This is a genomic window from Pseudomonas urethralis, from assembly GCF_021602465.1.
In the GTDB taxonomy this organism is placed as follows: Bacteria; Pseudomonadota; Gammaproteobacteria; order Pseudomonadales; family Pseudomonadaceae; genus Aquipseudomonas; species Aquipseudomonas vlassakiae.
The window spans coordinates 269,378-294,717 of the sequence record NZ_BQIJ01000002.1; the positions used below are offsets into that span (position 1 = coordinate 269,378).

Consider the following 25,340-nt stretch of genomic DNA (forward strand, 5'->3'; position numbering starts at 1 on the left):
GCACAAGCACGGTCACCTGCCTGGGTTACCATCCATGCCGTGAATCCTTTTCCCACAGGAGTGCCGCCCGTGACCGAATACACCGCGCTCAAGGTCGAACTGACCGACAACATCGCCCATGTGCAGATCAACCGCCCGGAAAAGATCAACGCCATGAACGCGGCCTTCTGGACGGAAATCGTCGATGTCTTCCAGTGGATCGACGACACCGAGGCCGTGCGCGCAGTGGTGATCAGCGGTGCCGGCAAGCATTTTTCCGCCGGTATCGACCTGATGATGCTGGCGTCGCTGGCCGGGCAGATGGGCAAGGATGTTGGCCGCAATGCCCGCTTCCTGCGCAAGACCATCCAGCGCCTGCAAGGGTCGTTCAATGCCGTGGACAACTGCCGCAAGCCGGTGTTGGCGGCGGTGCAGGGTTACTGCATTGGCGGCGCCATCGACCTGATCTCGGCCTGCGACATGCGCTATTGCAGCCGCGATGCGCAATTCTCGATCAAGGAAATCGACATGGGCATGGCCGCCGATGTCGGCACCTTGCAACGTTTGCCACGCATCATCGGCGACGGCATCATGCGTGAGCTGGCCTTCACCGGCCGCAATGTGGAGGCCGAGGAGGCGCTGCGCATCGGCCTGGTCAACCGGGTCTATGATGATCAGGCCGCATTGCTCGACGGGGTCTTTGCCATTGCCCGCGAGATTGCTGCAAAATCGCCGATCGCCGTGGCCGGCACCAAGGAAATGCTCAGCTACATGCGTGACCATCGCATCGACGATGGCCTGGATTACATCGCCACCTGGAACGCCGCGATGCTGCAGTCCGAAGACCTGCGCGTGGCCGTGGCAGCGCACATGAGCAAACAGAAACCGACGTTCGCCGACTGACCGGGCCGGGGGACGCGCAGTAAAGGAACCCCCGACATGTCAGCTCGCTGGACTACCGCAGTACTCGACCCACAGCTCACCGGGGGGCTGGCCGTGGCCCGCAGTCCGGAAGGGTTCCTGGTGGACGCCAACGGCGCGCTGTTCCCCCGCGACTGGCTCAAGCGCCAGGACCTGGACGTACTGTGTGAGCACGGCATCGGCCATTTCGATGGCGAGCCGGTCTTCCTGCTGGAACTGCGCACCGCGACCGAAGTGCCGGGTTGCAGTTGGCGTGGCCTGCGCGCGTTCATGCTGGAGGGCGACTTCGACACCTATAAAGTGCTCGGCTATGCCGCGCAGATCGGCACCTGGGCGCGCGAACACCGCTTCTGCGGCAGCTGCGGCCAGGCGATGACGCAGATCCGCTGGGAGCGGGCGATGTACTGCCAGCCCTGCGACCTGCGCAGTTACCCGCGCATTTCGCCGAGCATGATCGTGCTGGTGACCCGTGGCGACGAGATCCTGTTGGCCCGTTCGCCGCGCTTCGTCACGGGGGTGTACAGCACCCTGGCGGGCTTTGCCGAGCCGGGTGAATCCGCCGAAGACTGCCTGGTGCGCGAGGTGCGCGAAGAGGTGGCGGTGGAGGTGCGGAACATCCAGTACGTCGGCAGCCAGTGCTGGCCGTTCCCGCACTCGATGATGCTGGGCTTCCATGCCGAATACGCCGGGGGCGAGATCGTCATGCAGCCGGACGAGATCGAGGATGCCAAATGGTTCAGCGTCCATGACCTGCCGCCATTGCCGGCCGGGCGGTCCATCGCCCGCTATCTGATCGACCTGTATGTGGCGCGGCGGCTAGGCCTGCCCGAACCAGTGCTGCCACGCTAGGCGCACGGTCAACGCCAGCACCACGGTGATGAACACGGGGCGGATGAACTTGCTGCCGCCGCTGATCGCCGTGCGTGCGCCGAAGAAGGCGCCGACCATCACCGACAGGCCCATGCACAGGCCGACGATGTAGTCCACCTGCCCGGAAATGACGAACACCGTCAGCGCCGCGATGTTGCTGACGAAGTTCATGCTGCGCGCCACGCCGCTGGCGCGGACCAGGTCGATGGGGTAGAGCAGCAGGGTGCTCACGGTCCAGAACGCACCGGTACCGGGGCCGGCCACGCCATCGTAGAAGCCCAGGGTGAAGCCTTGGGGAAACTGCCATTTCTTTTTGATTGGCGCATCGACATCCAGCGGTGCCTTGGGCGTGCCGCCGAACAGCAGGTAGACACCGCAGGCGAAGACGATCACCGGCAGCATCTTGTTCAGCCATTCGGCCGGCATGTAGTGGGCGATCACTGCGCCGATCGAGGCGCCGACCAGCGTTGCGAACAGGGCCGGGCGCCATTGCGCCGGATGGAACAGCTTGCGCCTGTAGTAGGTGAAGCCGGCGGTGGCCGAGCCGAAGGTCGAGCTGAGCTTGTTGGTGCCCAGTACCAGGTGTGGCGGCATCCCGGCGGTGAGCAGCGCCGGGGTGGTCAGCAGGCCGCCGCCGCCAGCGATGGCATCGATGAAGCCCGCGACGAAGGCGACCAAAGCAAGTATCAACAGGGTGAGCGGTTCTACGGTGAGTTCGAAAGGCATGGGTGTCTGGCAGGCAGGGGGAGCAGGGCATGCGGCAAAAGGCCGCGCTAGAAGGGGGACATGGTAGTCCTGGGCGCAAACGGTTGCCAGTGCCGGCCTCTGTGGGAGCGGGCTTGCCCGCGAAGAGGCCGGTACAGCAAACCCCATCAGCCTTGGATGAACGCCAGCAGATCCGCGTTGATCACATCGGCATGGGTAGTCGGCATGCCATGCGGATATCCCTTGTAGGTCTTCAAGGTGCCATTGGGCAGCAGCTTGGCCGACAGCGGGCCGGCGTTTTCATAAGGCACGATCTGGTCATCATCGCCATGCATGACCAGCACCGGCTGTTTGATGCCCTTCAAATCCTCGGTGAAATCGGTCTGCGAGAACGCCACGATGCCGTCGTAATGCGCCTTGGCGCTACCGATCATGCCCTGGCGCCACCAGTTGCCGATGATGCCTTCCGACGCTTGCACACCCGGTCGGTTGTAGCCATAGAACGGACCCGTCGGAACATCCCGGTAGAACTGTGCGCGGTTGCTGGCGACCTGGGCCTGGAAGTTGTCGAACACCGACTTGGGCAGGCCGCCAGGATTGGCCGGCGTCTGCACCATCAACGGTGGCACGGCGGCGATCAGCACGGCCTTGGCCACCGGGTCACCCGGATACCGGGCCATGTAGCGCACCACTTCGCCGCCACCAGTGGAGTGGCCGACATGCACTGCGCCCTGGATGCCGAGGTGGGCGACCACGGCTGCGACATCGTCGGCATAGTGGTCCATGTCGTGGCCGTCCCACACCTGGCTGGAGCGCCCGTGGCCGCGGCGGTCATGGGCGACCACGCGAAAGCCCTTGGCGAGGAAGAACAGCATCTGCGCGTCCCAGTCGTCAGCGCTGAGCGGCCAGCCGTGGTGGAAGTGGATGACCTGCGCATCGCGCGGCCCCCAGTCCTTGTAGAAAATCTGAACGCCATCCTTCGTGGTTACGTAGCTCATGGTCGTCTCTCCTCAGTGCACGAACCGAAGTGAGCTATTGAGAATAGGAGGGATTTCGCACAGCATCGGAATTTGTGGTGGCAGTACCGGCTTCTTCGCGGGTAAACCCGCTCCCACAGGTCCTGCGCTTGCCTCAAGGTCTGTGCAATACCTGTGGGAGCGGGTTTACCCGCGAAGAAGCCAAAATCTGTGTCACAGGAACCAGCGGTACTCCCGCGCACTGACTTCCTGCATGAATGCCAGATGGTCCTGGCGCTTGTTCTCGCAGTACACCATCACGAACTCTTCCCCCAGCCCTTCGTTCACTGCCGGGTGGCTGCGCATGGCCGCGACCGCGCCGAGCATGTCCTTGGGGAAATCGATGCCGCTGCTGCGATCTTCGTTCAGCGGCGCAATCGGTTCCTGCGCGGCATCCAGCCCATGCTCCATGCCACACAGGATCGCCGCCAGCACCAGGTACGGGTTGGCATCCGCCCCCGCCAGCCGGTGCTCGATACGCAGGTTGCGCGCATCCGACTCGGGGATACGAATGCACGCATCGCGGTCCTCGAACCCCCAGCTCGCACGGCTGGCGGCGTTGACCATGGCGCCATAGCGGCGGAATGCATTGTGGTTGGCAGCGAAGATCGGCATGCAGTGCGGCAGCAGCGCCAGGCAGCCGGCCACCGCGTGGCGCAGCGGGCGTTGCTGGTTGGCGGCCAGCAGGTTGTTGCCAGCGGGGTCGTAAAGGCTCACATGCACATGCATGCCACTGCCCGGCGCCTGCAGGTAGGGCTTGCTCATGAACGAGGCGCGCAGCCCGTGCTTGAGCGCGACACCCCGGGTGCTGCGGCAGAACAGGGCGGCCCAGTCGGCCGCCTGCAGGCCGTCGTCGCAGTGGCCAAAGTTGATCTCGAACTGGCCGGGGCCGAGTTCGGCAGTGATCACGTTCGCGTCCACGCCTTGCGCATTGGCGGTTGCGACCATGTCGCGCAACACCTCGCTGAAGCGCGACAGCCGTTCGATGTGCATGTTGGGCTGGTCGTCGGGGTCATCGCTCAGCGGATCCCGCGGGAACTGCGGCAAGCCTTGCTTGAGCGCGCGGTCGAACAGGTAGAACTCCAGTTCGAACGCCACCACCGGGCGAATGCCGCGTCGTTCGAGGCGCTGCAGCACACGGGCGAGGACCTCGCGGGGTTCGAATTCGATGGGCGCGGCAGTACCGTCGGAGCTGATCAGCATCTGCCCCAGTGGCTCGCGCTCCCAGGTCACCGGCTTGAGCGTGCCAGGGATCAGGCGGCGGATGGCATCCGGGTCGCCGTCGTTGAAACAATAGTCGCCGATCGGGAACAGCCCACCTTGGACACCCAGCAGTACGCAATTCTGCGGCAGTTTCAGCGGGCTGCCGGCGGCAACCTTTTCCAGCATGTCAATCGGGTAGCGCTTGCCGTAGAAGTGCCCAGGGATGTCCAGGCTGAGCAGGTCGACATGGCTGACGTCGGGGTGGCGGGCACGGAACGCGCGGACTTCACTGAGCAGATCGGGAAAGCCTGTTGTTAGGGTCATGCTGTGCTCTCATCGGAAGACCCAGAGGACGCGGGTCGTCTGGTCGGTCAGGTTGGCGTAGCGAAAGTGGCGGTTGGGCGGCAGCTGGAAGCTGTCGTTAGGCGCCAGGGTCACGGCCTGTTCGTCATCGGCAAGCCAGAGGGTGAGTTCACCTTCGAGGACGAAACCACCTTGCTCGGAGCTGTCGTCCAGGTGCCCCTCGCCACTGCTGGCGCCGGGCGCCAGGTAGCTTTCGAGCATGGCGAAACGGCCGTTGAGGGTCGGTGAGACCAGCACGTCGCTGATGCCTTCGGCGTAGTAGAGGGTGCGCCGCTCGCCGGGGCGGGTGACCCAGTCCAGCGCGGGTGGCTGGCTGGCCTGGTAGAAGTAGGTGGTCGGCACCTGCAAGGCTTCGCTGATGGCCGTAAGGTCGGCCACGGTCGGCTGCGACAGGCCGCGTTCGACCTGGGACAAGAAACCCAGCGAGCGTTTGACCTTGCCCGCCAGCTCATCGAGGGTCAGCCCGCGGTGCTTGCGCAAGTCGCGAATCAGCAGGGCCAGGCGCTGGGCGTCTTCAGACATGATCGCGCATCCTGTACCAGGCCTTGGCCGCTGCCTCCAGCGGTGCGGCCAGCAGGTCACCGCCCGGGAAGCGGCCGTTGTCGATGCCCTGGTACAACGCCAGCAGGCCGTCGTCGCCGAGAATGGCATCGCTGACCGCCCGCGCGGCGGCCAGGGTCGGCAGCACGCCATGGCCAGAGAAGCCTTGCAGCCAATAGCGCTGGCCCTCGCGGCCGACGTCCGGGGTGCGCTGGATGCTGCAGTCGATGTGGCCGCCCCAGGCATAGTCGATGGCCACCCCGGCCAGTTGCGGGAACACCCGTTCCAGGTAGGGGCGCGTGGCGCTGGCTACGTCCTTTGGAATGCCGCCCAGGTAGGTGCAGCCACCGCCGAACAGCAGGCGGTGATCGGGGGTGAGGCGGAAGTAGTCGGGCACGAACTGGTTGTCGATCACGCAGCTGTTGCGCGGCAGCAGCGAGCGGGCGAACTCGGCATCCAGCGGTGCGGTAGCTACCTGGTACGACCCGACTGGCAACAGCCGGCGCGACAGGCTGCGGTCGAGGCGGTCGATGTAGGCATTGCAAGCCAGTACCAGCACCCCGCAGCGCACCTCGCCATGCGCTGTGCGGGCCACGTAGCCGTTGGCGCTGGGCTGATAGCCGAGCACCTGGCTCTGCTCGAAGATGCGCCCGCCATGGGCTTCGATCGTGGCGGCCAGGCCCTGGGCGAGTTTCAGCGGGTTGAGGTGCGCACCCTTGGCGTCATACAGCGCGGCCTGGTAGCGCGGGCTGTCGATCCATTGCGCCAGCTCGTCGCGGCCGATCAGGCGCAGGGCGTCGTAGCCCCATTTGTGTTCGGCATCGTGCAGGGCTTCTTCGAGCATCTTTACGCGCCGGGGCAGCACGGCGGTCCACAGGCTGCCGAGCCGGTAATCGATGTCGAAGCCATGGCGCAGGGGCAGCTCGCGCATTTCGTCGGCGGCCCAGCACATGCTGTCCCACAGGCGCCGGGTGCGTTCAACGCCCAGCGCTTTCTCCAGGGGCGGCATATCGCACGACCAGCCCAGCAGCGCCTGGCCACCGTTGCGCCCGGAAGCGGCCCAGGCCACCCGGCTGGCTTCCAGCAGGGTCACGCGCTTGCCGGCCAGGGTCAGGCGCAGCGCGGTGTGCAGGCCGCTGAAACCGGCGCCGATGATCAGCACATCGGTGTCGTGCGAGCCTTGCAGGGTAGGGCGCAGGGGGATGCTGGAGGGGTAGGTCCGGGCGTAGTAACTGGCGACGTGTTGGGCGGATTGCTTGAACATGCCTTGGCCTCGTGAAATTTATTGTGATTATTTTCATGAAAATCTAGCAGTGAATTTTCATGGCGCCAGAGCCGTTCGTCTTTTCTGTGGGGTTGGCTATATGATCCGGGGGCTGCTGCGCAGCCCTTTCGCGACACAAGGCCGCTCCCACAAGGACCTGTGAACGCCGATCAATGTGGGAGCGGCCTTGCGTCGCGATAGGGCCGCAAAGCGGCCCCCTTGGCCCTGACAGGAAAAACAATGCGCCGCCTGCCTTCCTTGACCGCCCTGCGCACTTTCGAATGCGCCGCGCGCCATGGCCATTTCGGCCGCGCCGCTGCCGAGCTGTGCGTGACCGACAGTGCCGTCAGCCATCAGATTCGTCAGCTCGAGGAGCAGCTTGGCGTCGCCCTGTTCGAGCGCGTCGGCCGCCAGGTGCGCCCCAGCGCCGAAGCCGAACGCTTGCTGCATCACCTGCAGCAGGCCTTCGAACTGATCGGCAAGGCCTGTGACGAACTGCGCGACCCGGCATCGCAAGCGGTACTGAGGGTGGCGGTCACAGCTGAGCTCGCGCAGAAATGGCTGGTCGCGCGCCTGGCCGACTTCAGTAGCCGTTACCCTCACATTACCCTGCACCTGCACGATCAACCGATCGATGCCGGCGCCCCGGCGCTGGACGTCGACCTGGCCATCACCTACGGCACCGGTGCGCTGGACGCCAGCACCCATTTCGTCCGGCCCCTGCCGCTGCTGCAGTTCTTCCCGGTGTGCAGCCCCGGCCTGTTCAACCAGGGCGGGCTCAAGCGCCCACGCGACCTGGTGCGCCATTGCCTGTTGCACGATGACCAGGACGGCCGCACCTGGACCACCTGGCTGGCCACTCACGCCGAGGACGCCTTGCCTACCCGGCAGCTGTATTTTCCCCATGCCGCGCTGGCGCTGGAGGCTGCGCTGCTGGGGCAGGGCGTGGCGATGGGCGACAACCTGACCTGCCAGGCCGACCTGCAGAGCGGCCGGTTGGTACGCCCGTTCAGTGCCAGCGTCACGGCCCAGGGGCAGTACGCGCTGGTGTGCGAACGGCTGCGCCTTGAGCGGGCACCGGTGGCTGACTTCATCGAATGGTTCATCGAACAGCTGGGCGATAGCTGAATTGAATTCAGCTATCGCTGAGTTTTCATCGTTGGATGCCGCAAGCGAGGCGGCGTAGCGTGCAGCCATCACCCACCGATACGAGGTTGACCCATGGCACGTTCGCTCACCACCATCCCCAAGGCCGATGGCTTCCGCCTGCCCGGCGAATTCGAGCGCAAGGCGGGTTGCTGGCTCGGCTGGCCAGAGCGCCCGGATGTCTGGCGCAATGGCGCCAAGCCTGCGCAGAAGGTCTGGGTCGAGATCGTCACGGCAATCGCCTCCAGCGAGCCGGTCACGGTCTGCGCTTCCGCTGGCCAGTACGCCAATGCCCGGCGCCTGCTGCCACCGCAGGTGCGGGTGGTGGAAATGACCTGCAACGACACCTGGTTCCGTGACAGCGGTCCATGCTTCGTGGTCAATGACGACAGGGGTGAAGTGCGTGGTGTCGACTTTGAATTCAACGCCTATGGCGGCCTCGATGGCGGCCTCTACTACCCGTGGGACAAGGACGACCAGATCGCCCAGAAAATCCTCGAGATCGAAGGCCTGGACCGCTATCGCGCGCCGCTGATCGCCGAGCTTGGCGGCATCCAGAGCGACGGCCAGGGCAGCCTGCTGACCACCGAGCAATGCCTGCTGAACCGCAACCGCAACGCCCACCTGGGCAAGGCCGAGGTGACCCGTCGCCTTGAAGACTACCTGGGAGCCGAGCAGGTGATCTGGCTGCCGCGTGGCTGCAAGTTCGACGAGACCGATGGCCACGTCGACGACCTGGCCTGCTTCGTGCGCCCCGGTGAAGTGGTGCTGCAATGGACCGACAACCGTGACGACCCGCAGTGGGAAATCTACCAGGAGGCCTACGACATCCTGCGCAGCACCCGCGATGCCCGTGGCCGTGAACTGAAGGTGCACAAGCTGCCGCAACCCGACGTGCTGCAATGGACGGCCGAAGAGGCCGCGGGGCTGGATCAGGTCGAAGGCACTCACCTGCGTGAGGCCGGTACCCGGATCTGTGCCTCGTACATCAACTATTACGCGGGCAATTCCGCCATCGTCGTACCGCTGTTCGGCGACCGCAATGATGCCATTGCCCAGGCGACCCTGGCCGAGCTGTTCCCCGATCACCGCATCATCGGCATCGAGAATTCCCGCGAAATCCTGCTGGGTGGCGGTAATGTCGCGTGCATCACCATGCCGCAATACGCTGGAGGCCGCCGCTGATGAAGCCGAGCGCACTGACCCTTGCGCTCGCCCTGGGCTGCGCCGCTACTGCGGCCCAGGCTGCCGACGCACAACAGCCGACCGTCAACCTGTACATCTGGGGCGAGTACCTTGCCCCCGATACCTTGACCCGGTTCGAAAAGGAAACCGGCATTCGTGTGGTGGCCGACCACTTCGACTCGCTGGAAACCGCCGAGACCAAGCTGCTGACCGGTGGCAGTGGCTACGACGTGGTGCTCACCGCCGGCCAGCACCTGAGCCGGGCCATTGCCAGTGGCGCCCTGCAGCCGCTGGATAAGGCGCAACTTCCGCACCTGGCCGGGGTGGGTGAAGAGTTCCGCCAGCACATGGCCGTGTTCGACCCGGGCAACCGCTATGCCGGGACCTATGCCTGGGGCACCACAGGGGTGGGTTACCAGCAGCAGGCGGTGACTGCGCGTATGGGCGATGCGCCGCTGGACAGCTGGGCGATGCTGTTCGACCCGCAGGTGGTGGCGAAATTTGCCGATTGCGGGGTGAGCCTGCTCAACGACCCCAATGAAGTGTTCGCCGCCGTGATGCGCTATATGGGCCTGGACATCAACCAGCAGCGTCTTGAAGACCTGAAGGCGGCGGAGGTGCAACTGCGCAAGGTGCGCCCGTACATTCGCTACTTCGACAATGACCGCAACATCAACGACTTGGCCAATGGCGAGACCTGCGTGGCAATGTCGTGGAACGGCAACGTGGCCATCGCCCAGGGGCAGGCGCAGCAGGCGGGCAAGGCGTTTGAGCTGGACTACAGCATCCCGAAGGAGGGCACGTTGATCTGGCTGGATGCACTGGTGGTGCCCAAGGATGCGCCACACCCGGACGCTGCGTGGAAGCTGGTGGATTACCTGATGCGACCGGATGTGATCGCGCCGATTACCGACACCATCCACTACGCCAATGCGATCACGGCGGCGGATCAGCTGGTGGCTGCGCAGATCCGCAATGCGCCGGGGACCTACCCGCCGGCTGAGGTGCGGGCGCGGTTGTATGGCAAGAATGACAATGGCAAGGCGTTCAACCGCGAGCTGACCCGGGCGTTCAGCCGGTTGAAAAGTGGTACCTGACAGGCATGTTGTGTTGCCCGTGCTGGCCTCATCGCGGGTAACCCATCAGCTTGGAGCTTTGCGCCTTGGTTTGCGGGCAGTGTTTTTGCCTTCGGCCGCCTTGCCTTTTGTGGCACCGCTGCGCCGCTTCTTCTTCCACGGCGCCGCCTTGCCTACCGCCGGGCCAGTAATGGTCATGCGCATCCCGCGGCAACGTTCCACCAGCTTGCCCATCCACGCCGACTGCCGGGTGACGAATTCTTCCAGGCTCATCTCGCCGCTCTGCACCATGTCCAGTGCTTGTTCCCAGATGGCCGTGGTACCAGGGTCGGCAATGGCGCGGGGCACGGCGTCAATCAGGCTGAACGCGGCCGGGGTGGCAGACAGGGCCTTGCCGTTCTTCACCAGATAACCGCGGTCGAGCAAGCCCTGGATGATGCTGGCACGGGTCGCTTCGGTGCCGATGCCGGTGGTTTCCTTGAGCTTCTGTTTCAGCCGTGGGTCGTCCACCAGCTTGGCGACGTTCTTCATCGCCTTGATCAGGTCGCCTTCGGTAAACGGTTTCGGTGGCTGGGTCCACAGGTCCTTCAGTTGCAGATCATGCACGTTGCAGTCCTGGCCTTCGCGCAGGGCCGGCAGCACCTGGGCTGGCTGGGCCTCGCGGCCCTTGGCCGGGGTCAGTGCTTCGGGGAGGGCGCGGCGCCAGCCGGGTTCGACGATCTGCTTGCCGACGGCGCGCAGGGCATGGCCGGCGCAAGCGAACTCGGCCTGGGTGCGATCGTACTCGTGGTTGGGCAGGAACTGCGCCAGGTAGCGGGCACGGATCAGGGTATAGACCGCCTTGTGCTTGGCCGGCAGGCGTGCCGGGTCGCTGGCGGGTGCCGTGGGGATGATGCCGTGGTGGGCACTGACCTTGGCGTCGTTCCAGGCGCGGGAGCGGCGCTGCGGCTCCAGGTGAGCCTGCAGCGGCGCCAGGCTGGCGTCCGCCCGCTGCAGCGCCGCGAGGATGGCGGGCGCCTCGCTGTGCTGGCTGACGGGCAGGTAGCCGCAGTCGCTGCGCGGGTAGGTGATCAGCTTGTGGGTCTCGTACAGCGCCTGGGCGATGTCGAGGGTTTCCTGGGCGCCGAGGCCGAACTTTTTCGAGCACAACTCCTGCAGGGTACCGAGGTCGAAGGGCAGCGGTGCGGCCTCGCGCACGCGCTCGGTGGCGACTTTCGATACCCGCGCCGTACCGGCATCGTGCATGTCGCCAGCAGCCTGCCGGGCCAGCGCCTGATTCAGGCAGCGGCCTTGGTCGTCGCAGGTGTCTTGCGGTGCGCGCCACTGGGCGTTGAAAGCCTGGCCGGCACTTTCCAGCTGGACATCGATGGCCCAGAACGGCACGGGCACGAAATCAGCGATACTGCGGTCGCGGTCGACCACCAGGCGCAGGGTAGGGGTTTGCACCCGCCCCACTGGCAGCACGCCCTGGTAGCCGGACTGGCGGCCGAGCAGGGTGAACAGCCGGCTCATGTTCATGCCGATCAGCCAGTCGGCGCGGGAGCGGCCCAGGGCCGAATGGTAGAGGTTGAAGGTTTCCTGGCCGGGCAGCAGGCGCGCCAGGGCCTTGCGGATCGAAGCGTCGTCCAGGGCCGACAGCCACAGGCGCTGGATCGGGCCGCGGTAGCGGCAGTGCTCGACCAGCTCGCGGGCAATCATTTCACCTTCGCGGTCGGCGTCGGTGGCGATCACCAGTTCGCGGGCTTCGCCGAGCAGGCGCTTGACCGCCTTGAACTGGCTGGCGGTCTTGGGCTTGACCAGCATCTTCCACGTTGCCGGGATGATCGGCAGGTCGGCCAGGTTCCAGCGCTTGTAGCGGTCGTCGTAGCTGTCGGGCGGGGCGGTTTCCAGCAGGTGGCCGATGCACCAGGTCACGCAGACGTCAGTGCCCTGCCAGCAGCCGTCGGCCTTGCGGTTGGCACCGAGCACCTTGGCGATGTCTTTGGCCTGGGAGGGTTTTTCGCAGAGGAACAGGCGCATGGCCGGGAACGCTTCATCGGGGAATGATGGGCACTAGGATGCGCAAGCGGGGGCCCGGAGGCAAGTTTTATCTGGATGGATGTACAGGTTGATTTTTGCTGGAAGTTAGCGCGATCCCTGTGGGAGCGGCGAATTGCTGGATCAGGCGCGCGAGTCGCGCACCATGTCCACGTGCGGAATGCCGGCTTCGAGGAACTCCTCGCTGACTACGCGAAAGCCCAGGCGCTCGTAGAACGGCGTGGCATGCACCTGTGCACTGAGCATCTGCTGCTTCAGGTCACGGTTCTGCGCTTCGACGATCACTGCATTCATCAGTGCATCGCCGACCTTCAACCCACGCCAGTCCTTGAGCACCGAGACCCGGCCAATGGTGCCGTCAGGCAGCAGGCGAGCCGTGCCGATCGGATAGTCGCCTTCCAGCGCCAGGAAGTGCGCGGCGCCCGGATCGTCCGAGTCCCACTCCAGCTCTGGCGGCACATGCTGCTCGGCAATGAACACGGCTTCGCGGATACGGCGGATATCAGCGTTGTCCTTGTGCCAGTCGGCAAGACGCACACGAATCTTATTCATTGGCGAATCCCAGGCTTCCTTGTTTGATCAGCTGCTGGACCAGCATAAGGCCATCTTCATCCTGCAACCACTGCTCGAGGTTGTCGATGTGTAACGCATCGGCCGAGCACACCAGCTTCAGCAGCTCGCGCAGCTTGGCCGGCAGTGGGCAGCTACGGCCGCTGGCGAACAGCATCAGGTCGTCGCCGAGTTCGGACCAGGCCAGCCGCGCGCTCGGGTTGCGGATCAGGATGGCGCCGTCTTCCAGCGCTTCGATCAGCTCGTCTTCGTCCATTTCCTCACCGACCACCTGCTCCGGGTAGCGCGGCTCGGTCATGAACTGGCCGAACCAGGTCAGCAGCAGGTCCTTGTCGTTGGTGTGCTTGTCGATCAACGCCTTGAGGCGGTCGAGGGCGTCGTGCTGGATCTGGTGCGGGTCGCTGGCAGGTTGTGCGTCGGCGTCGCTGTAGCGCTCTTCGTCCGGCAGGAACTGGCCGAGGAAGTCGGTGAAGTGGGTCAGCACTTCGGCGGCGCTTGGGGCGCGGAAGCCCACCGAGTAGGTCAGGCAGTTGTCCACGGCGACGCCGTAGTGGGCCAGACGCGGGGGCAGGTAGAGCATGTCGCCCGGCTCCAGGGTCCATTCGCCGCTCTGTTCGAACTCGGCGAGGATGCGCAGGTCGGCGTGCTCCAGCAGCGGGCTGTCGCTGTTGCACATCTGGCCGATCTTCCAGTTGCGCTCGCCGTGGCCCTGGAGCAGGAACACGTCGTAATTGTCGAAGTGCGGGCCGACACTGCCACCTGGGGTGGCGAAGCTGATCATCACGTCATCGATACGCCAGCTCGGCAGGAAGCGGAAGTGCTCGAGCAGCTCGGCGACTTCCGGTACGAACTGGTCGACGGCCTGCACCAGCAGGGTCCAGTCCTTCTCTGGCAGTTCGGCAAAGGTGTCTTCGCTGAACGGGCCGCGGCGCAGCTCCCACGGGTGGGCGCCGTGTTCGAGGACGATGCGCGACTCGACTTCCTCTTCCAGGGCCAGGCCGGCCAGCTCGTCGGGGTCGATCGGGCTTTCGAAGTCCGGGAAGGCCTGGCGCACCAGCAGCGGCTTCTTCTGCCAGTAGTCGCGCATGAATTCGCGGGCCGAGATGCCGCCGAGCAGCTGCAGTGGAGTATCAGGATTCATGTTCAACCTATTGAAAAAACGTAATTTTCGTCCGCGAATAAAAACGCCCGGCCAGGCCGGGCGTTGAACGCGACGGTCAGCTTAGATGCGTTTGGCCTGGGCTGCCGCGTTACCGATGTAGGTAGCCGGAGTCAGCAGCTTCAGTTCGGCCTTGGCGTCGGCCGGCATGTCGAGGCCGTCGATGAAGGTCAGCAGCGCTTCTGGCGTGATGCCCTTGCCACGGGTCAGCTCCTTGAGCTTCTCGTAGGGGTTCTCGATGTTGAAGCGACGCATCACGGTCTGGATCGGCTCGGCGAGGACTTCCCAGCAGGCATCCAGGTCGGCGGCGATGCGGGCTTCGTTGACTTCCAGCTTGCCGATGCCTTTCAGGCTGGCTTCGTAGGCGATGACGCTGTGGGCGAAGCCCACGCCCAGGTTGCGCAGCACGGTGGAGTCGGTCAGGTCACGCTGCCAGCGCGAGATCGGCAGCTTGCTCGCCAGGTGCTGGAACAGCGCGTTGGCGATGCCCAGGTTGCCTTCGGAGTTTTCGAAGTCGATCGGATTGACCTTGTGCGGCATGGTCGACGAGCCGATCTCGCCGGCCACGGTCTTCTGCTTGAAGTAGCCCAGCGAGATGTAGCCCCAGACGTCGCGGTCGAAGTCGATGAGGATGGTGTTGAAGCGAGCGATCGCGTCGAACAGTTCGGCGATGTAGTCGTGCGGCTCGATCTGGGTGGTGTACGGGTTGAACTGCAGGCCCAGCTCGTCTTCGATGAAGGCGCGGGCGTTCTGTTCCCAGTCGATCTGCGAGTAAGCCGACAGGTGGGCGTTGTAGTTGCCCACGGCGCCGTTGATCTTGCCCAGCAGCGGCACGGCGGCAACCTGGGCGATCTGGCGTTCCAGGCGGTACACGACGTTGGCCAGCTCTTTGCCCAGGGTGGTCGGCGAAGCCGGCTGGCCGTGGGTGCGCGAGAGCATCGGCACGTCGGCATGGGCATGGGCCAGGGCGCGGATGGCGTCGGCGATCTGGCGCATCAGCGGCAGCAGCACATCGTCACGGCCGGCGCGCAGCATCAGGGCGTGGGACAGGTTGTTGATGTCCTCGCTGGTGCAGGCGAAGTGGATGAACTCGCTGACCTTTGCCAGCTCAGGCAGCTTGGCGGCCTGCTCCTTGAGGAGGTATTCGATCGCCTTGACGTCGTGGTTGGTGGTGCGCTCGATTTCCTTGACGCGTTCGGCGTGCTCGAGCTTGAAATCGGTGGCCAGGCTGTCCAGCAGGGCATTGGCTTCGGCGGAGAACGCCGGCACTTCGCCGATCTGCGGGTGCGCGGCCAGGCGCTGCAGCCAGCGCACTTCGACCAGGGCGCGGAAACGGATCAGGCCGAATTCGCTGAAAATGGGGCGCAAGGCCTGGGTTTTGCCGGCGTAACGGCCGTCTACAGGGGAAACCGCAGTGAGCGAAGAAAGCTGCATGGGGTGTTCTCGGACAGTCAGGCTTTTGGAAGGGCGCATATCATACATGAATTTCGCGCCCGAGTCGGGTGGCTGACCAAAGGTCGGCTCAATAAATCAATGCGGTCGTGCCTTTGTGGGAGCGGCCTTGCGTCGCGAAGGGGCTGCGTAGCAGCCCCAGCAATCTTGAGTCAGGCTCGAGACCCAGGGGCCGCGCTGCGGCCCTTTCGCGACACAAGGCCGCTCCCACAGGGTCAGGACGGCGAACGCATCATGTCGTACAGTTCGTTGAGCAGCTTGCGCCGGCTGAACACCAGCTGCCAGCGATGCCCGCCCAGCTGACGCCACAGGCGTGCGGCACGGATACCGGCCAGCAGCAGGGCGCGGATTTTCGAGGCGTTGCTGGCCTGCTGCAGGAAGCGCATGTCGCCATGCACCTGGATGCGCTGGCGCAGGGTGCTCAGGGTGTCCTGGTACAAGGCTCCACTGGAAGCGATGACGTTTTCGTGAACCAGGCCGAAATGGTCGGCCTGGGACTGGATTTGCGGCAGGCGGTTGCCGATGGTCTCGAGCAGGTCGCCGCGCTTGTTCAGCTGACGCTCAAGACCCAGCATCGACAGTGCGTAGCGCAGGGGTTCGCGTTGCAGGCTGCTGGGGTCGCGCTCGAGGGCGCCGACCAGGGCGCGGTAACCGTCGCGCAGGTTGAGGTCGTCGCCGCCGAACACCTCCAGGGTGTCCTTGGGGTCGCGCACCAGCAGGCTGCCCAGCATGCAGCCGATGTTGGCTTCGCTGGCCTGGCCGGTGCGGGCGATGCGGTCGACCAGCACGGCGGCCTGGAACACGCCGCCCAAGGCAATCAGCTGCTCCTGCAGGTTGCTCATGCGCGCGGGCTCCACGGCTCGGCGGTTTCGATCACGCCGCCGCCCAGGCACACCTCGCCGTCATAGAACACCACCGACTGGCCCGGGGTCACGGCGCGCTGCGGCTCGTCGAACACGGCGCGGTAGCCGGTTGCGGTCAGCTCCAGGGTGCATTGCTGGTCGCTCTGGCGGTAGCGCACCTTGGCGGTCAGCCGGCGTGGGCTGCTCAGGTCGACCGGGTTGACCCAGAAGATTTCCGAGGCGAGCAGGGCACGGGAGAACAGCCACGGGTGTTCATTGCCCTGGCCGACCACCAGCACATTGCGGGTCAGGTCCTTGTGCAGCACGTACCACGGCTCGTCGCCGGCGTCCTTCAGGCCGCCGATACCCAGCCCCTGGCGCTGGCCGATGGTGTGGTACATCAGGCCGTGGTGGCGGCCGATCACTTCGCCATCAGTGGTCTCGATGTTACCGGGCTGGGCCGGCAGGTACTGCTTGAGGAAATCGCTGAAGCGGCGCTCGCCGATGAAGCAGATGCCGGTGGAGTCCTTCTTCTTGGCAGTGGCCAGGCCGTGTTTTTCGGCGATGGCGCGCACTTCGGGCTTTTCCAGTTCGCCGACCGGGAACAGGGTACGGGCGATTTCCTTGCCGCCAACTGCATGCAGGAAGTAGCTCTGGTCCTTGTTCGGGTCCAGGCCCTTGAGCAGCTCGGTCAGATCACCTGTGTCGCGGCGGCGCACGTAGTGGCCGGTGGCGATCAGGTCGGCACCCAGCGACAGGGCGTAGTCGAGGAACGCCTTGAACTTGATCTCGCGGTTGCAGAGGATGTCCGGATTGGGCGTGCGGCCGGCCTTGTATTCCTGAAGGAAGTGCTCGAACACGTTGTCCCAGTATTCGGCGGCGAAGTTGGCGGTATGCAGCTTGATGCCGATGCGGTCGCACACGGCCTGGGCGTCGGCCAGGTCTTCACGGGCGGTGCAGTATTCGGTGCCGTCGTCTTCTTCCCAGTTCTTCATGAACAGCCCTTCCACCTGGTAGCCCTGCTCCAGAAGCAGAAGGGCGGAGACGGAAGAGTCCACGCCGCCGGACATGCCGACGATGACGCGGGTCTTGGCGGGGTCTTTGAGTGCTGGGCTGGTCATGGGTACCGGTGTGTATCAAGGGGGAAAAACGCCGATTCTAGCAAAACCGGCGCGGCGCGTCAGTCACGCAGCAAGTCAAGGCTGTGCAGCGGGCCGGCGAGGTAATCGTCCAGGCAGCGCGGCACGAGTTCGCTGCGCCAGCGGGTGGGGTCGGCCAGCAGTTCGTCACGGGTCAGCCACACAGCGCGGACGATGTCGCTGTCCAGGGCCAGGTCGGCATGCTGGCGCAGCGGGCGGGCGGCGAAGCAGATGCGCTGGTAGGTCACGCCATTGCTCGGGGCGGTGTAGAGGTAGATGCCGACCACGCCGGTGAGCTCGACTTCCCAGGCGGTTTCTTCCAGGGTTTCGCGCAGGGCGGCCTGGGGCAGGGTCTCGTTGGGTTCGAGGTGGCCGGCGGGTTGGTTGAAGACGTGCTGGCCGGCTTTGAATTCCTCGACGAAGAGGTATTTGCCGTCGTGTTCGACGATGGTGGCGACGGTGATGTGCGGTTGCCAGGTCATGAACAGCTCCAAAAGGGCTGGCACGAACCCTGTGGGAGCGGGTTTACCCGCGAATGCGATGGCGAGGCAAATGACGCATTCGCGGGTAAACCCGCTCCCACAGAGTTCGCGTTCGCCGTTAGAAATCATTTATCCAGAAAGCACAAACCCCGGTGCGTGGCCGGGGTTTGTGCGGTTACTTCAAGCGAACCTTACAGGGCGGCAATGGCGCTGTTCAGGGTCTGGCTTGGGCGCATCACCTTGGCGGTCAGCTCGGCATCCGGGGCGTAGTAGCCACCGATGTCGGCCGGCTTGCCCTGAACGGCGTTGAGCTCGGCGACGATGGTCTCCTCGTTCTCGGTCAGGGTCTTGGCCAGTGGGGCGAAGCGCGCCTGCAGGGCGGCGTCATCGCTCTGTGCAGCCAGCGCCTGGGCCCAGTACAGGGTCAGGTAGAAGTGGCTGCCGCGGTTGTCGATACCACCGACTTTGCGCGAAGGCGACTTGTTGGTGTCGAGGAACTTGCCGGTTGCCTGGTCCAGGGTGTTGGCCAGGACCTTGGCGCGCGGGTTGTCGTAGGTGTTGCCCAGGTGCTCCAGGGAAGCGGCCAGGGCCAGGAATTCACCCAGCGAGTCCCAACGCAGGAAGTTCTCTTCCACCAGCTGCTGCACGTGCTTCGGAGCCGAACCGCCGGCGCCGGTTTCGAACAGGCCACCGCCGTTCATCAGCGGCACGATCGACAGCATCTTGGCGCTGGTGCCCAGTTCCATGATCGGGAACAGGTCGGTCAGGTAGTCGCGCAGCACGTTGCCGGTCACCGAGATGGTGTCCTTGCCTTCGCGGATGCGGGCCAGGGAGAACTTGATCGCGTCGACCGGCGCCAGGACACGGATGTCCAGGCCAGTGGTGTCGTGGTCCTTCAGGTACTTCTGTACCTTCTCGATCATCACGCCGTCGTGGGCGCGGGCCGGGTCCAGCCAGAACACCGCCGGGGTGTTGCTCAGGCGGGCACGGTTGACGGCCAGCTTGACCCAGTCCTGGATCGGCGCGTCTTTGGTCTGGCACATGCGGAAGATGTCACCGGCTTCGACGTTCTGCTCCAGAACGACGTTGCCTTTGCCATCGACCACGCGTACTACGCCGTCGGCCTGGATCTGGAAGGTCTTGTCGTGGGAGCCGTACTCTTCGGCCTTCTGCGCCATCAGGCCGACGTTCGGCACGCTGCCCATGGTGGTCGGGTCGAAGGCGCCGTTGGCCTTGCAGTCTTCGATGGTGGCCTGGTAGATGCCGGCGTAGCAACGATCCGGGATGATCGCCTTGGCATCCTGCAGTTCACCGGCGCTGTTCCACATCTTGCCCGAGTCGCGGATCATCGCTGGCATCGAGGCGTCGACGATGACGTCGCTCGGCACGTGCAGGTTGGTGATGCCCTTGTCGGAGTTGACCATGGCCAGGGCTGGACGCTCGGCGTACAGGGCCTGGATGTCGGCTTCGATCTCGGCCTGCTTGTCGGCTGGCAGGTCCTTGATGCGGGCGTACAGGTCGCCGATGCCGTTGTTGGCGTTGAAGCCTACTTCAGCCAGGGCTGCTGCGTGCTTGGCCAGTACCTCGTCGTAGAACGCTTCGACGATGACGCCGAACATGATCGGGTCGGAAACCTTCATCATGGTGGCTTTCAGGTGCACCGACAGCAGTACGCCGGAGGCCTTGGCATCGGCGATCTGTTCGGTGATGAAGGCTTTCAGGGCCTTGCGGCTCATGGTGGCGCAGTCGACGATTTCGGCGGCTTTGACGGCAGTCTTGGCTTTAAGCACGGTGGTGCTGCCATCTTTGCCGACCAGCTCGATGCGCAGGTTGTCGTCAGCCTCGATCAGTGCGGCTTTTTCGCTGCCGTAGAAGTCGCCGTTGTTCATGTGGGCAACGTGCGACTTCGAGTCGGCGGCCCAGGCGCCCATCTTGTGCGGGTGCTTGCGGGCGTAGTTCTTGACCGAAAGCGGGGCGCGGCGGTCGGAGTTGCCTTCGCGCAGCACCGGGTTCACGGCCGAACCCTTGATGCGGTCGTAGCGGGCGCGGGATTCTTTCTCGGCCTCGGTGGATGGCTCGTCGGCGTAGTCAGGGATGTTGAAGCCCTTGCCCTGCAGTTCCTTGATCGCGGCCTTGAGCTGCGGTACCGAGGCGCTGATGTTCGGCAGCTTGATGATGTTGGCTTCAGGAGTGGTGGCCAGCTGGCCCAGTTCCGCCAGGTGATCGCCTACTTGCTTCTCTGCGCCCAGTTGCTCCGGGAAGGCGGCAAGGATACGGCCAGCCAGGGAGATGTCGCGAGTTTCGACGGCGATGTCAGCGGAAGCGGTGAAGGCTTCGACGATCGGCAGCAGCGAGTAGGTGGCGAGGGCGGGGGCTTCGTCGGTGAAGGTATAGATGATCTTGGAACGGGTGGGCATGCGGGTTAACTCTCTGTGTGCTGAGCGTGCTCGAGTCTCGTGGTGCGCAGGGTAGGCGCATCGCCCTGGCAACGCCATGAGCGGAAAGTCGAGAGGCTGCGAGCGGTGATGGTGGATGCATCAGTCGAGCGTCAATGCTGAGCTGCGGTAACAGTCCAGACTTTTCTGGCCAGGCCTGGTGGCCATTCCTGGCCAAGGGCGGTCCGCATTTTCCTGGGATTCGCCCCGATGACCCTTCGGTCGCGGCGGAGTATACCAAACCATTCGGGCTAATCAGCAAGGCGAAGTGACATCGGTGCCATTTATAAGACCAAAGACGTAGGGGCAATGTGGCGTAATGACGCACCGCTTGCAGGTCGACGGATGTGGTTTAGGCTCATTGGATCGCATGATGTCCAATCACACCCGACAGCGGAGTAGTGCAAGCATGGGATACCAGAAAATCAAGGTTCCGACCGACGGCACCAAGATCACCGTCAATGCCGACCATTCGCTCAACGTGCCCGACAACCCGATCATTCCTTATATTGAAGGTGACGGAATTGGCGTCGACGTCTCGCCAGTGATGATCAAGGTGGTCGATGCCGCCGTGCAGAAAGCCTATGGCGGCAAGCGCAAGATCGCCTGGATGGAGGTGTATGCCGGCGAGAAGGCCACCCAGGTGTACGACCAGGACACCTGGCTGCCCCAGGAGACCCTGGATGCGGTGAAGGACTACGTTGTCTCGATCAAGGGGCCGCTGACCACGCCGGTCGGCGGGGGTATCCGGTCGCTCAACGTGGCTTTGCGCCAGCAGCTCGACCTCTACGTGTGCCTGCGCCCGGTGCTGTGGTTCCAGGGCGTGCCCAGTCCGGTGAAAAAGCCCGGCGATGTCGACATGGTGATCTTCCGTGAGAACTCCGAAGACATCTATGCCGGCATCGAGTGGAAGGCCGGCTCGCCTGAAGCGAACAAGGTGATCAAGTTCCTCAAGGAGGAAATGGGTGTCACCAAGATCCGTTTCGACCAGGACTGCGGCATCGGCGTCAAGCCGGTCTCGCGCGAGGGCACCAAGCGCCTGGTGCGCAAGGCCCTGCAATATGTGGTGGACAATGATCGCGAATCGCTGACCCTGGTGCACAAGGGCAACATCATGAAGTTCACCGAGGGTGCCTTCAAGGATTGGGGCTACGAAGTGGCCCGCGACGAGTTTGGGGCCGAACTGCTCGACGGCGGCCCATGGATGAAGTTCAAGAACCCCAAGAGCGGCCGTGAAGTGATCGTCAAGGACGCCATCGCCGACGCCATGCTCCAGCAGATCCTGCTGCGCCCTGCCGAGTACGACGTGATTGCCACGCTCAACCTGAACGGTGACTACCTGTCCGATGCCCTGGCGGCAGAAGTGGGTGGCATCGGCATCGCGCCGGGCGCCAACCTGTCCGACACCGTGGCCATGTTCGAGGCTACCCATGGTACCGCCCCGAAATATGCCGGGCAGGACAAGGTTAATCCGGGCTCGGTCATCCTGTCGGCGGAGATGATGCTGCGGCACATGGGCTGGACTGAAGCGGCCGACCTGATCATCAAGGGCACCAATGGTGCGATTGCCGCCAAGACCGTGACCTACGACTTCGAGCGCTTGATGGAGGGTGCCACGCTGGTGAGTAGCTCAGGTTTTGGCGATGAAATGATCAAGCACATGTAATGCAATAAAAACCGGCCGCTCCACAAGGGGCGGCCGGTGCGTTCGTTTGCCGGCAGAGCGGGATGGCTCAGGCGTTGGCGACGACGACCTCCGGAACGGGCTCCGGCCTGACGCTGGCGTTACCGGAAATGTTCACCGCGTGCTTGCCCTTGGGGCCCTGCACGATGTCGAACACCACCACCTGTCCGGCCTTCAGGGTCTTGTAGCCGTCCATCTGGATGGCGGAGTAATGGGCGAAGAGGTCTTCGCTATCGCCGTCAGCATTGATGAATCCGTAGCCCTTGGCATTGTTGAACCACTTGACTTTACCGCTTGCCATCCCTATGTCCCTCTGCAAAGGACTCCATCACTGGAGTATCATCCACTTCATCCGCATACGAACCATGCGAAAAATCTGGTTGACTGCGCGGATCTTTATCGACCACGGTGGGTTCTTATTGGTTGTAACACCGTTTTGCCGTTAGTCAAGGTCAGGTGGCGCGTGCGCCAGCGGCCGCCAATGCAGTCAACCCACAACCTTAACCTGACGCTCATGATGAAATTCTTTCCATGCATGCACCCAGTGAGATTCGACTAACATTCAATCAGGATCGCCCGCAAACGAATGAGGACGACGGCTCAGGGCTTGCGGTACAGGAAGCCAAGCCGATCCTGCAGGCGCCACCGATGTACAAGGTGGTTTTATTCAACGATGACTACACGCCGATGGATTTCGTCGTCGAAGTGCTCGAAACGTTCTTCAGTCTGAACCGCGAGCTGGCGACCAAGATCATGCTGACCGTCCACACCGAAGGGCGGGCAGTGTGCGGATTGTTTACCCGTGACATCGCCGAAACGAAGGCCATGCAGGTCAACCAATACGCCAGGGAAAGCCAGCATCCGCTACTCTGTGAAATCGAGAAGGACGGTTAATCGCCGACCACTTGGGTATGAGGTGAAGCTATGTTAAACCGCGAGCTCGAAGTCACCCTCAATCTTGCCTTCAAGGAGGCTCGTTCGAAGCGTCATGAGTTCATGACCGTCGAACATCTGCTGCTGGCACTCCTTGACAATGAGGCTGCCGCGACCGTTCTGCGCGCCTGTGGCGCGAATCTCGACAAACTCAAGCACGACCTGCAAGAGTTCATCGATTCCACTACCCCGCTGATCCCCGTCAACGACGAAGACCGCGAAACCCAGCCGACCCTGGGCTTCCAGCGGGTGCTGCAGCGTGCCGTGTTCCACGTGCAGAGTTCCGGCAAGCGCGAAGTGACCGGCGCCAATGTGCTGGTGGCGATCTTCAGCGAACAGGAAAGCCAGGCCGTGTTCCTGCTGAAGCAGCAGAGCGTGGCCCGTATCGATGTGGTCAACTACATCGCCCATGGCATTTCCAAAGTGCCGGGCCATGGCTCGCATTCCGAAAGCGACCAGGACATGCAGGACGAAGAGGGCGGCGAAACCTCCTCTTCGAGCAACCCGCTGGACGCCTACGCCAGCAACCTGAACGAACTGGCCCGTGCCGGCCGAATCGACCCGCTGGTGGGGCGCGAGCAGGAAGTCGAGCGTGTGGCGCAGATTCTGGCCCGGCGGCGCAAGAACAACCCGCTGCTGGTCGGTGAGGCCGGTGTCGGCAAGACTGCCATCGCCGAAGGCCTGGCCAAACGCATCGTCGACGGCCAGGTGCCGGACCTGCTGGCGCAGAGCGTGGTCTATTCGCTGGACCTCGGTGCGCTGCTGGCGGGTACCAAATACCGCGGTGATTTCGAAAAACGCTTCAAGGCGCTGCTCGGTGAGTTGAAAAAGCGCCCGCAAGCGATTCTGTTCATCGATGAAATCCACACCATCATCGGTGCCGGTGCGGCGTCAGGCGGGGTGATGGATGCCTCCAACCTGCTCAAGCCGCTGCTGTCGTCCGGTGAGATTCGTTGCATCGGGTCGACCACCTTCCAGGAATTCCGCGGCATCTTCGAGAAGGACCGTGCCCTGGCGCGGCGCTTCCAGAAGGTCGATGTCAGCGAGCCGTCGGTGGAAGACACCGTCGGTATCCTGCGTGGCCTGAAAGGCCGCTTCGAGAGCCACCACAACATCGAGTACAGCGACGAAGCCCTGCGCGCCGCCGCCGAGCTTGCCTCGCGCTATATCAACGATCGCCACATGCCGGACAAGGCCATCGACGTGATCGACGAAGCGGGCGCCTATCAGCGCCTGCAGCCTGAAGCCAGCCGGGTCAAGCGTATCGATGTGCCGCAGGTCGAGGACATTGTCGCCAAGATCGCGCGGATTCCGCCGAAGCACGTCACCAGTTCCGACAAGGAGTTGCTGCGTAACCTCGAGCGCGACCTGAAGCTGACCGTGTTCGGTCAGGACCAGGCCATCGACTCGCTGGCCACCGCCATCAAGCTGTCCCGGGCCGGCCTCAAGTCGCCGGACAAACCGGTCGGTTCGTTCCTGTTCGCCGGCCCGACCGGTGTGGGCAAGACCGAAGCGGCGCGGCAGCTGGCCAAGGCGCTGGGCGTCGAGCTGGTGCGCTTCGACATGTCCGAGTACATGGAGCGTCACACCGTGTCGCGGCTGATCGGTGCGCCGCCTGGCTACGTTGGCTTCGACCAGGGCGGCCTGCTGACCGAAGCGATCACCAAGCAACCGCACTGCGTGCTGCTGCTCGACGAAATCGAGAAGGCTCACCCGGAAGTCTTCAACCTGCTGCTGCAGGTGATGGACCACGGTACCCTGACCGACAACAACGGGCGCAAGGCCGACTTCCGCAATGTGATCCTGATCATGACCACCAACGCCGGCGCCGAAACTGCCGCGCGGGCCTCGATCGGCTTCACCCATCAGGACCACGCGTCCGATGCCATGGAAGTCATCCGCAAGAGCTTCACGCCGGAGTTCCGCAACCGCCTGGACACCATCATCCAGTTTGGCCGCCTCAGCACCGAGACGATCAAGAGCATCGTCGACAAGTTCCTCATCGAGTTGCAGGCGCAGCTGGAAGACAAGCGGGTGCTGCTGGAAGTCAGTGATGCCGCCCGCGGCTGGCTGGCTGCTTCCGGCTACGACGTGCAGATGGGTGCACGGCCGATGGCGCGGCTTATCCAGGACAAGATCAAGCGGCCGCTGGCTGAGGAGATCCTGTTTGGTGAGCTGGCCGAGCACGGTGGCGTGGTGCACGTCGACCTGCGCGATGGCGAACTGGTGTTCGACTTCGAGACCACGGCTGAGGTTGCGTAAATCGTATGGGGCCGCTATGCGGCCCATCGCGGCTCAAGCCGCTCCTACAGGGGATTGCGATATCCCTGCAGGAGCGG

22 protein-coding genes are annotated in these 25,340 nt (G+C 64.0%); 8 read left to right on the top strand and 14 right to left on the bottom strand.

What is annotated here, in order from left to right:
* Positions 1 to 69: 69 nt before the first annotated feature.
* A complete protein-coding gene (locus L6D64_RS03995) occupies positions 70 to 882 on the top strand; it encodes a crotonase/enoyl-CoA hydratase family protein (protein WP_176510095.1) in 813 nt (270 codons plus the stop codon).
* 36 nt (positions 883 to 918) lie between these two features.
* Positions 919 to 1,749, top strand: coding sequence for an NAD(+) diphosphatase (gene nudC, locus L6D64_RS04000; protein ID WP_176510094.1), 831 nt, complete (start codon positions 919 to 921; stop codon positions 1,747 to 1,749).
* On the opposite strand, the gene L6D64_RS04005 is transcribed toward nudC, so the two are convergent.
* The 5 genes from L6D64_RS04005 to L6D64_RS04025 all read right to left on the bottom strand — a co-directional run bounded on the left by L6D64_RS04005 (position 1,717) and on the right by L6D64_RS04025 (position 6,861).
* Positions 1,717 to 2,496 carry a TSUP family transporter gene (locus L6D64_RS04005; RefSeq protein ID WP_176510093.1) on the bottom strand — a complete coding sequence of 260 codons (780 nt, stop codon included), beginning with the start codon at positions 2,494 to 2,496 and terminating at the stop codon, positions 1,717 to 1,719. The genes nudC and L6D64_RS04005 overlap by 33 nt on opposite strands.
* A gap of 146 nt (positions 2,497 to 2,642) precedes the next feature.
* The gene (locus L6D64_RS04010; protein ID WP_176510092.1) at positions 2,643 to 3,473 is read right to left on the bottom strand and encodes an alpha/beta fold hydrolase; all 831 of its coding nucleotides are present in this window, start codon (positions 3,471 to 3,473) and stop codon (positions 2,643 to 2,645) included.
* 192 nt (positions 3,474 to 3,665) lie between these two features.
* Positions 3,666 to 5,018 carry a glutamine synthetase family protein gene (locus L6D64_RS04015; RefSeq protein WP_176510091.1) on the bottom strand — a complete coding sequence of 451 codons (1,353 nt, stop codon included), beginning with the start codon at positions 5,016 to 5,018 and terminating at the stop codon, positions 3,666 to 3,668.
* A 9-nt stretch (positions 5,019 to 5,027) separates the two neighbouring features.
* Positions 5,028 to 5,579: a helix-turn-helix domain-containing protein gene (locus L6D64_RS04020; protein WP_176510090.1), complete on the bottom strand. Its 552-nt coding sequence runs from the start codon at positions 5,577 to 5,579 to the stop codon at positions 5,028 to 5,030.
* Entirely contained in the window at positions 5,572 to 6,861 is a 1,290-nt protein-coding gene (locus L6D64_RS04025) for an NAD(P)/FAD-dependent oxidoreductase (RefSeq protein WP_176510089.1), read from the bottom strand. Before L6D64_RS04025 ends, L6D64_RS04020 begins: the two co-directional genes overlap by 8 nt.
* Positions 6,862 to 7,101: 240 nt before the next feature.
* Between L6D64_RS04025 and L6D64_RS04030 the strand changes: the two genes are divergently transcribed.
* The 3 genes from L6D64_RS04030 to L6D64_RS04040 all read left to right on the top strand — a co-directional run bounded on the left by L6D64_RS04030 (position 7,102) and on the right by L6D64_RS04040 (position 10,289).
* Positions 7,102 to 7,989 carry a LysR substrate-binding domain-containing protein gene (locus L6D64_RS04030; RefSeq protein WP_176510088.1) on the top strand — a complete coding sequence of 296 codons (888 nt, stop codon included), beginning with the start codon at positions 7,102 to 7,104 and terminating at the stop codon, positions 7,987 to 7,989.
* Between the two features lie 93 nt (positions 7,990 to 8,082).
* Positions 8,083 to 9,192, top strand: a complete 1,110-nt coding sequence (gene aguA / locus L6D64_RS04035) for an agmatine deiminase (protein ID WP_176510087.1) — start codon at positions 8,083 to 8,085, stop codon at positions 9,190 to 9,192.
* Positions 9,192 to 10,289 carry an extracellular solute-binding protein gene (locus L6D64_RS04040; RefSeq protein WP_176510086.1) on the top strand — a complete coding sequence of 366 codons (1,098 nt, stop codon included), beginning with the start codon at positions 9,192 to 9,194 and terminating at the stop codon, positions 10,287 to 10,289. Before aguA ends, L6D64_RS04040 begins: the two co-directional genes overlap by 1 nt.
* Positions 10,290 to 10,334: 45 nt before the next feature.
* Here L6D64_RS04040 and L6D64_RS04045 read toward each other — a convergent pair whose 3' ends face one another.
* The 8 genes from L6D64_RS04045 to L6D64_RS04080 form a co-directional block, all read right to left on the bottom strand.
* Positions 10,335 to 12,287 (bottom strand): DNA topoisomerase III, encoded by a 1,953-nt coding sequence (locus L6D64_RS04045; protein WP_176510085.1) that lies wholly within the window; start codon positions 12,285 to 12,287, stop codon positions 10,335 to 10,337.
* A gap of 141 nt (positions 12,288 to 12,428) precedes the next feature.
* Complete coding sequence (locus tag L6D64_RS04050; protein WP_054886827.1) at positions 12,429 to 12,857, bottom strand: GNAT family N-acetyltransferase; 429 nt, start codon at positions 12,855 to 12,857, stop codon at positions 12,429 to 12,431.
* On the bottom strand, positions 12,850 to 14,016 hold the full coding sequence (locus tag L6D64_RS04055) for a ribosomal protein uL16 3-hydroxylase (RefSeq protein ID WP_054886826.1): 1,167 nt from the start codon (positions 14,014 to 14,016) through the stop codon (positions 12,850 to 12,852). The genes L6D64_RS04050 and L6D64_RS04055 overlap by 8 nt, the downstream gene beginning before the upstream one ends.
* 81 nt (positions 14,017 to 14,097) lie before the next feature.
* Positions 14,098 to 15,468, bottom strand: coding sequence for an adenylosuccinate lyase (purB, locus tag L6D64_RS04060; protein ID WP_103448071.1), 1,371 nt, complete (start codon positions 15,466 to 15,468; stop codon positions 14,098 to 14,100).
* Positions 15,469 to 15,701: 233 nt separating this feature from the next.
* Entirely contained in the window at positions 15,702 to 16,328 is a 627-nt protein-coding gene (gene hflD, locus L6D64_RS04065; RefSeq protein ID WP_176508854.1) for a high frequency lysogenization protein HflD, read from the bottom strand.
* Complete coding sequence (gene mnmA / locus L6D64_RS04070) at positions 16,325 to 17,449, bottom strand: tRNA 2-thiouridine(34) synthase MnmA (protein WP_176508853.1); 1,125 nt, start codon at positions 17,447 to 17,449, stop codon at positions 16,325 to 16,327. Before mnmA ends, hflD begins: the two co-directional genes overlap by 4 nt.
* A 59-nt stretch (positions 17,450 to 17,508) precedes the next feature.
* Complete coding sequence (locus L6D64_RS04075) at positions 17,509 to 17,949, bottom strand: NUDIX hydrolase (protein WP_176508852.1); 441 nt, start codon at positions 17,947 to 17,949, stop codon at positions 17,509 to 17,511.
* Positions 17,950 to 18,140: 191 nt separating this feature from the next.
* A complete protein-coding gene (locus L6D64_RS04080; RefSeq protein WP_176508851.1) occupies positions 18,141 to 20,366 on the bottom strand; it encodes an NADP-dependent isocitrate dehydrogenase in 2,226 nt (741 codons plus the stop codon).
* Between the two features lie 427 nt (positions 20,367 to 20,793).
* Here L6D64_RS04080 and icd point away from each other — a divergent pair, with 427 nt between their 5' ends.
* Positions 20,794 to 22,050, top strand: a complete 1,257-nt coding sequence (gene icd / locus L6D64_RS04085; protein ID WP_176508850.1) for an NADP-dependent isocitrate dehydrogenase — start codon at positions 20,794 to 20,796, stop codon at positions 22,048 to 22,050.
* A 67-nt stretch (positions 22,051 to 22,117) separates the two neighbouring features.
* On the opposite strand, the gene cspD is transcribed toward icd, so the two are convergent.
* Positions 22,118 to 22,369 carry a cold shock domain-containing protein CspD gene (gene cspD, locus L6D64_RS04090; protein WP_176508849.1) on the bottom strand — a complete coding sequence of 84 codons (252 nt, stop codon included), beginning with the start codon at positions 22,367 to 22,369 and terminating at the stop codon, positions 22,118 to 22,120.
* Between the two features lie 230 nt (positions 22,370 to 22,599).
* Between cspD and clpS the strand changes: the two genes are divergently transcribed.
* On the top strand, positions 22,600 to 22,962 hold the full coding sequence (clpS, locus tag L6D64_RS04095; RefSeq protein ID WP_016488124.1) for an ATP-dependent Clp protease adapter ClpS: 363 nt from the start codon (positions 22,600 to 22,602) through the stop codon (positions 22,960 to 22,962).
* 30 nt (positions 22,963 to 22,992) lie between these two features.
* The gene (clpA, locus tag L6D64_RS04100; RefSeq protein WP_054886818.1) at positions 22,993 to 25,263 is read left to right on the top strand and encodes an ATP-dependent Clp protease ATP-binding subunit ClpA; all 2,271 of its coding nucleotides are present in this window, start codon (positions 22,993 to 22,995) and stop codon (positions 25,261 to 25,263) included.
* Positions 25,264 to 25,340 lie beyond the last annotated feature (77 nt).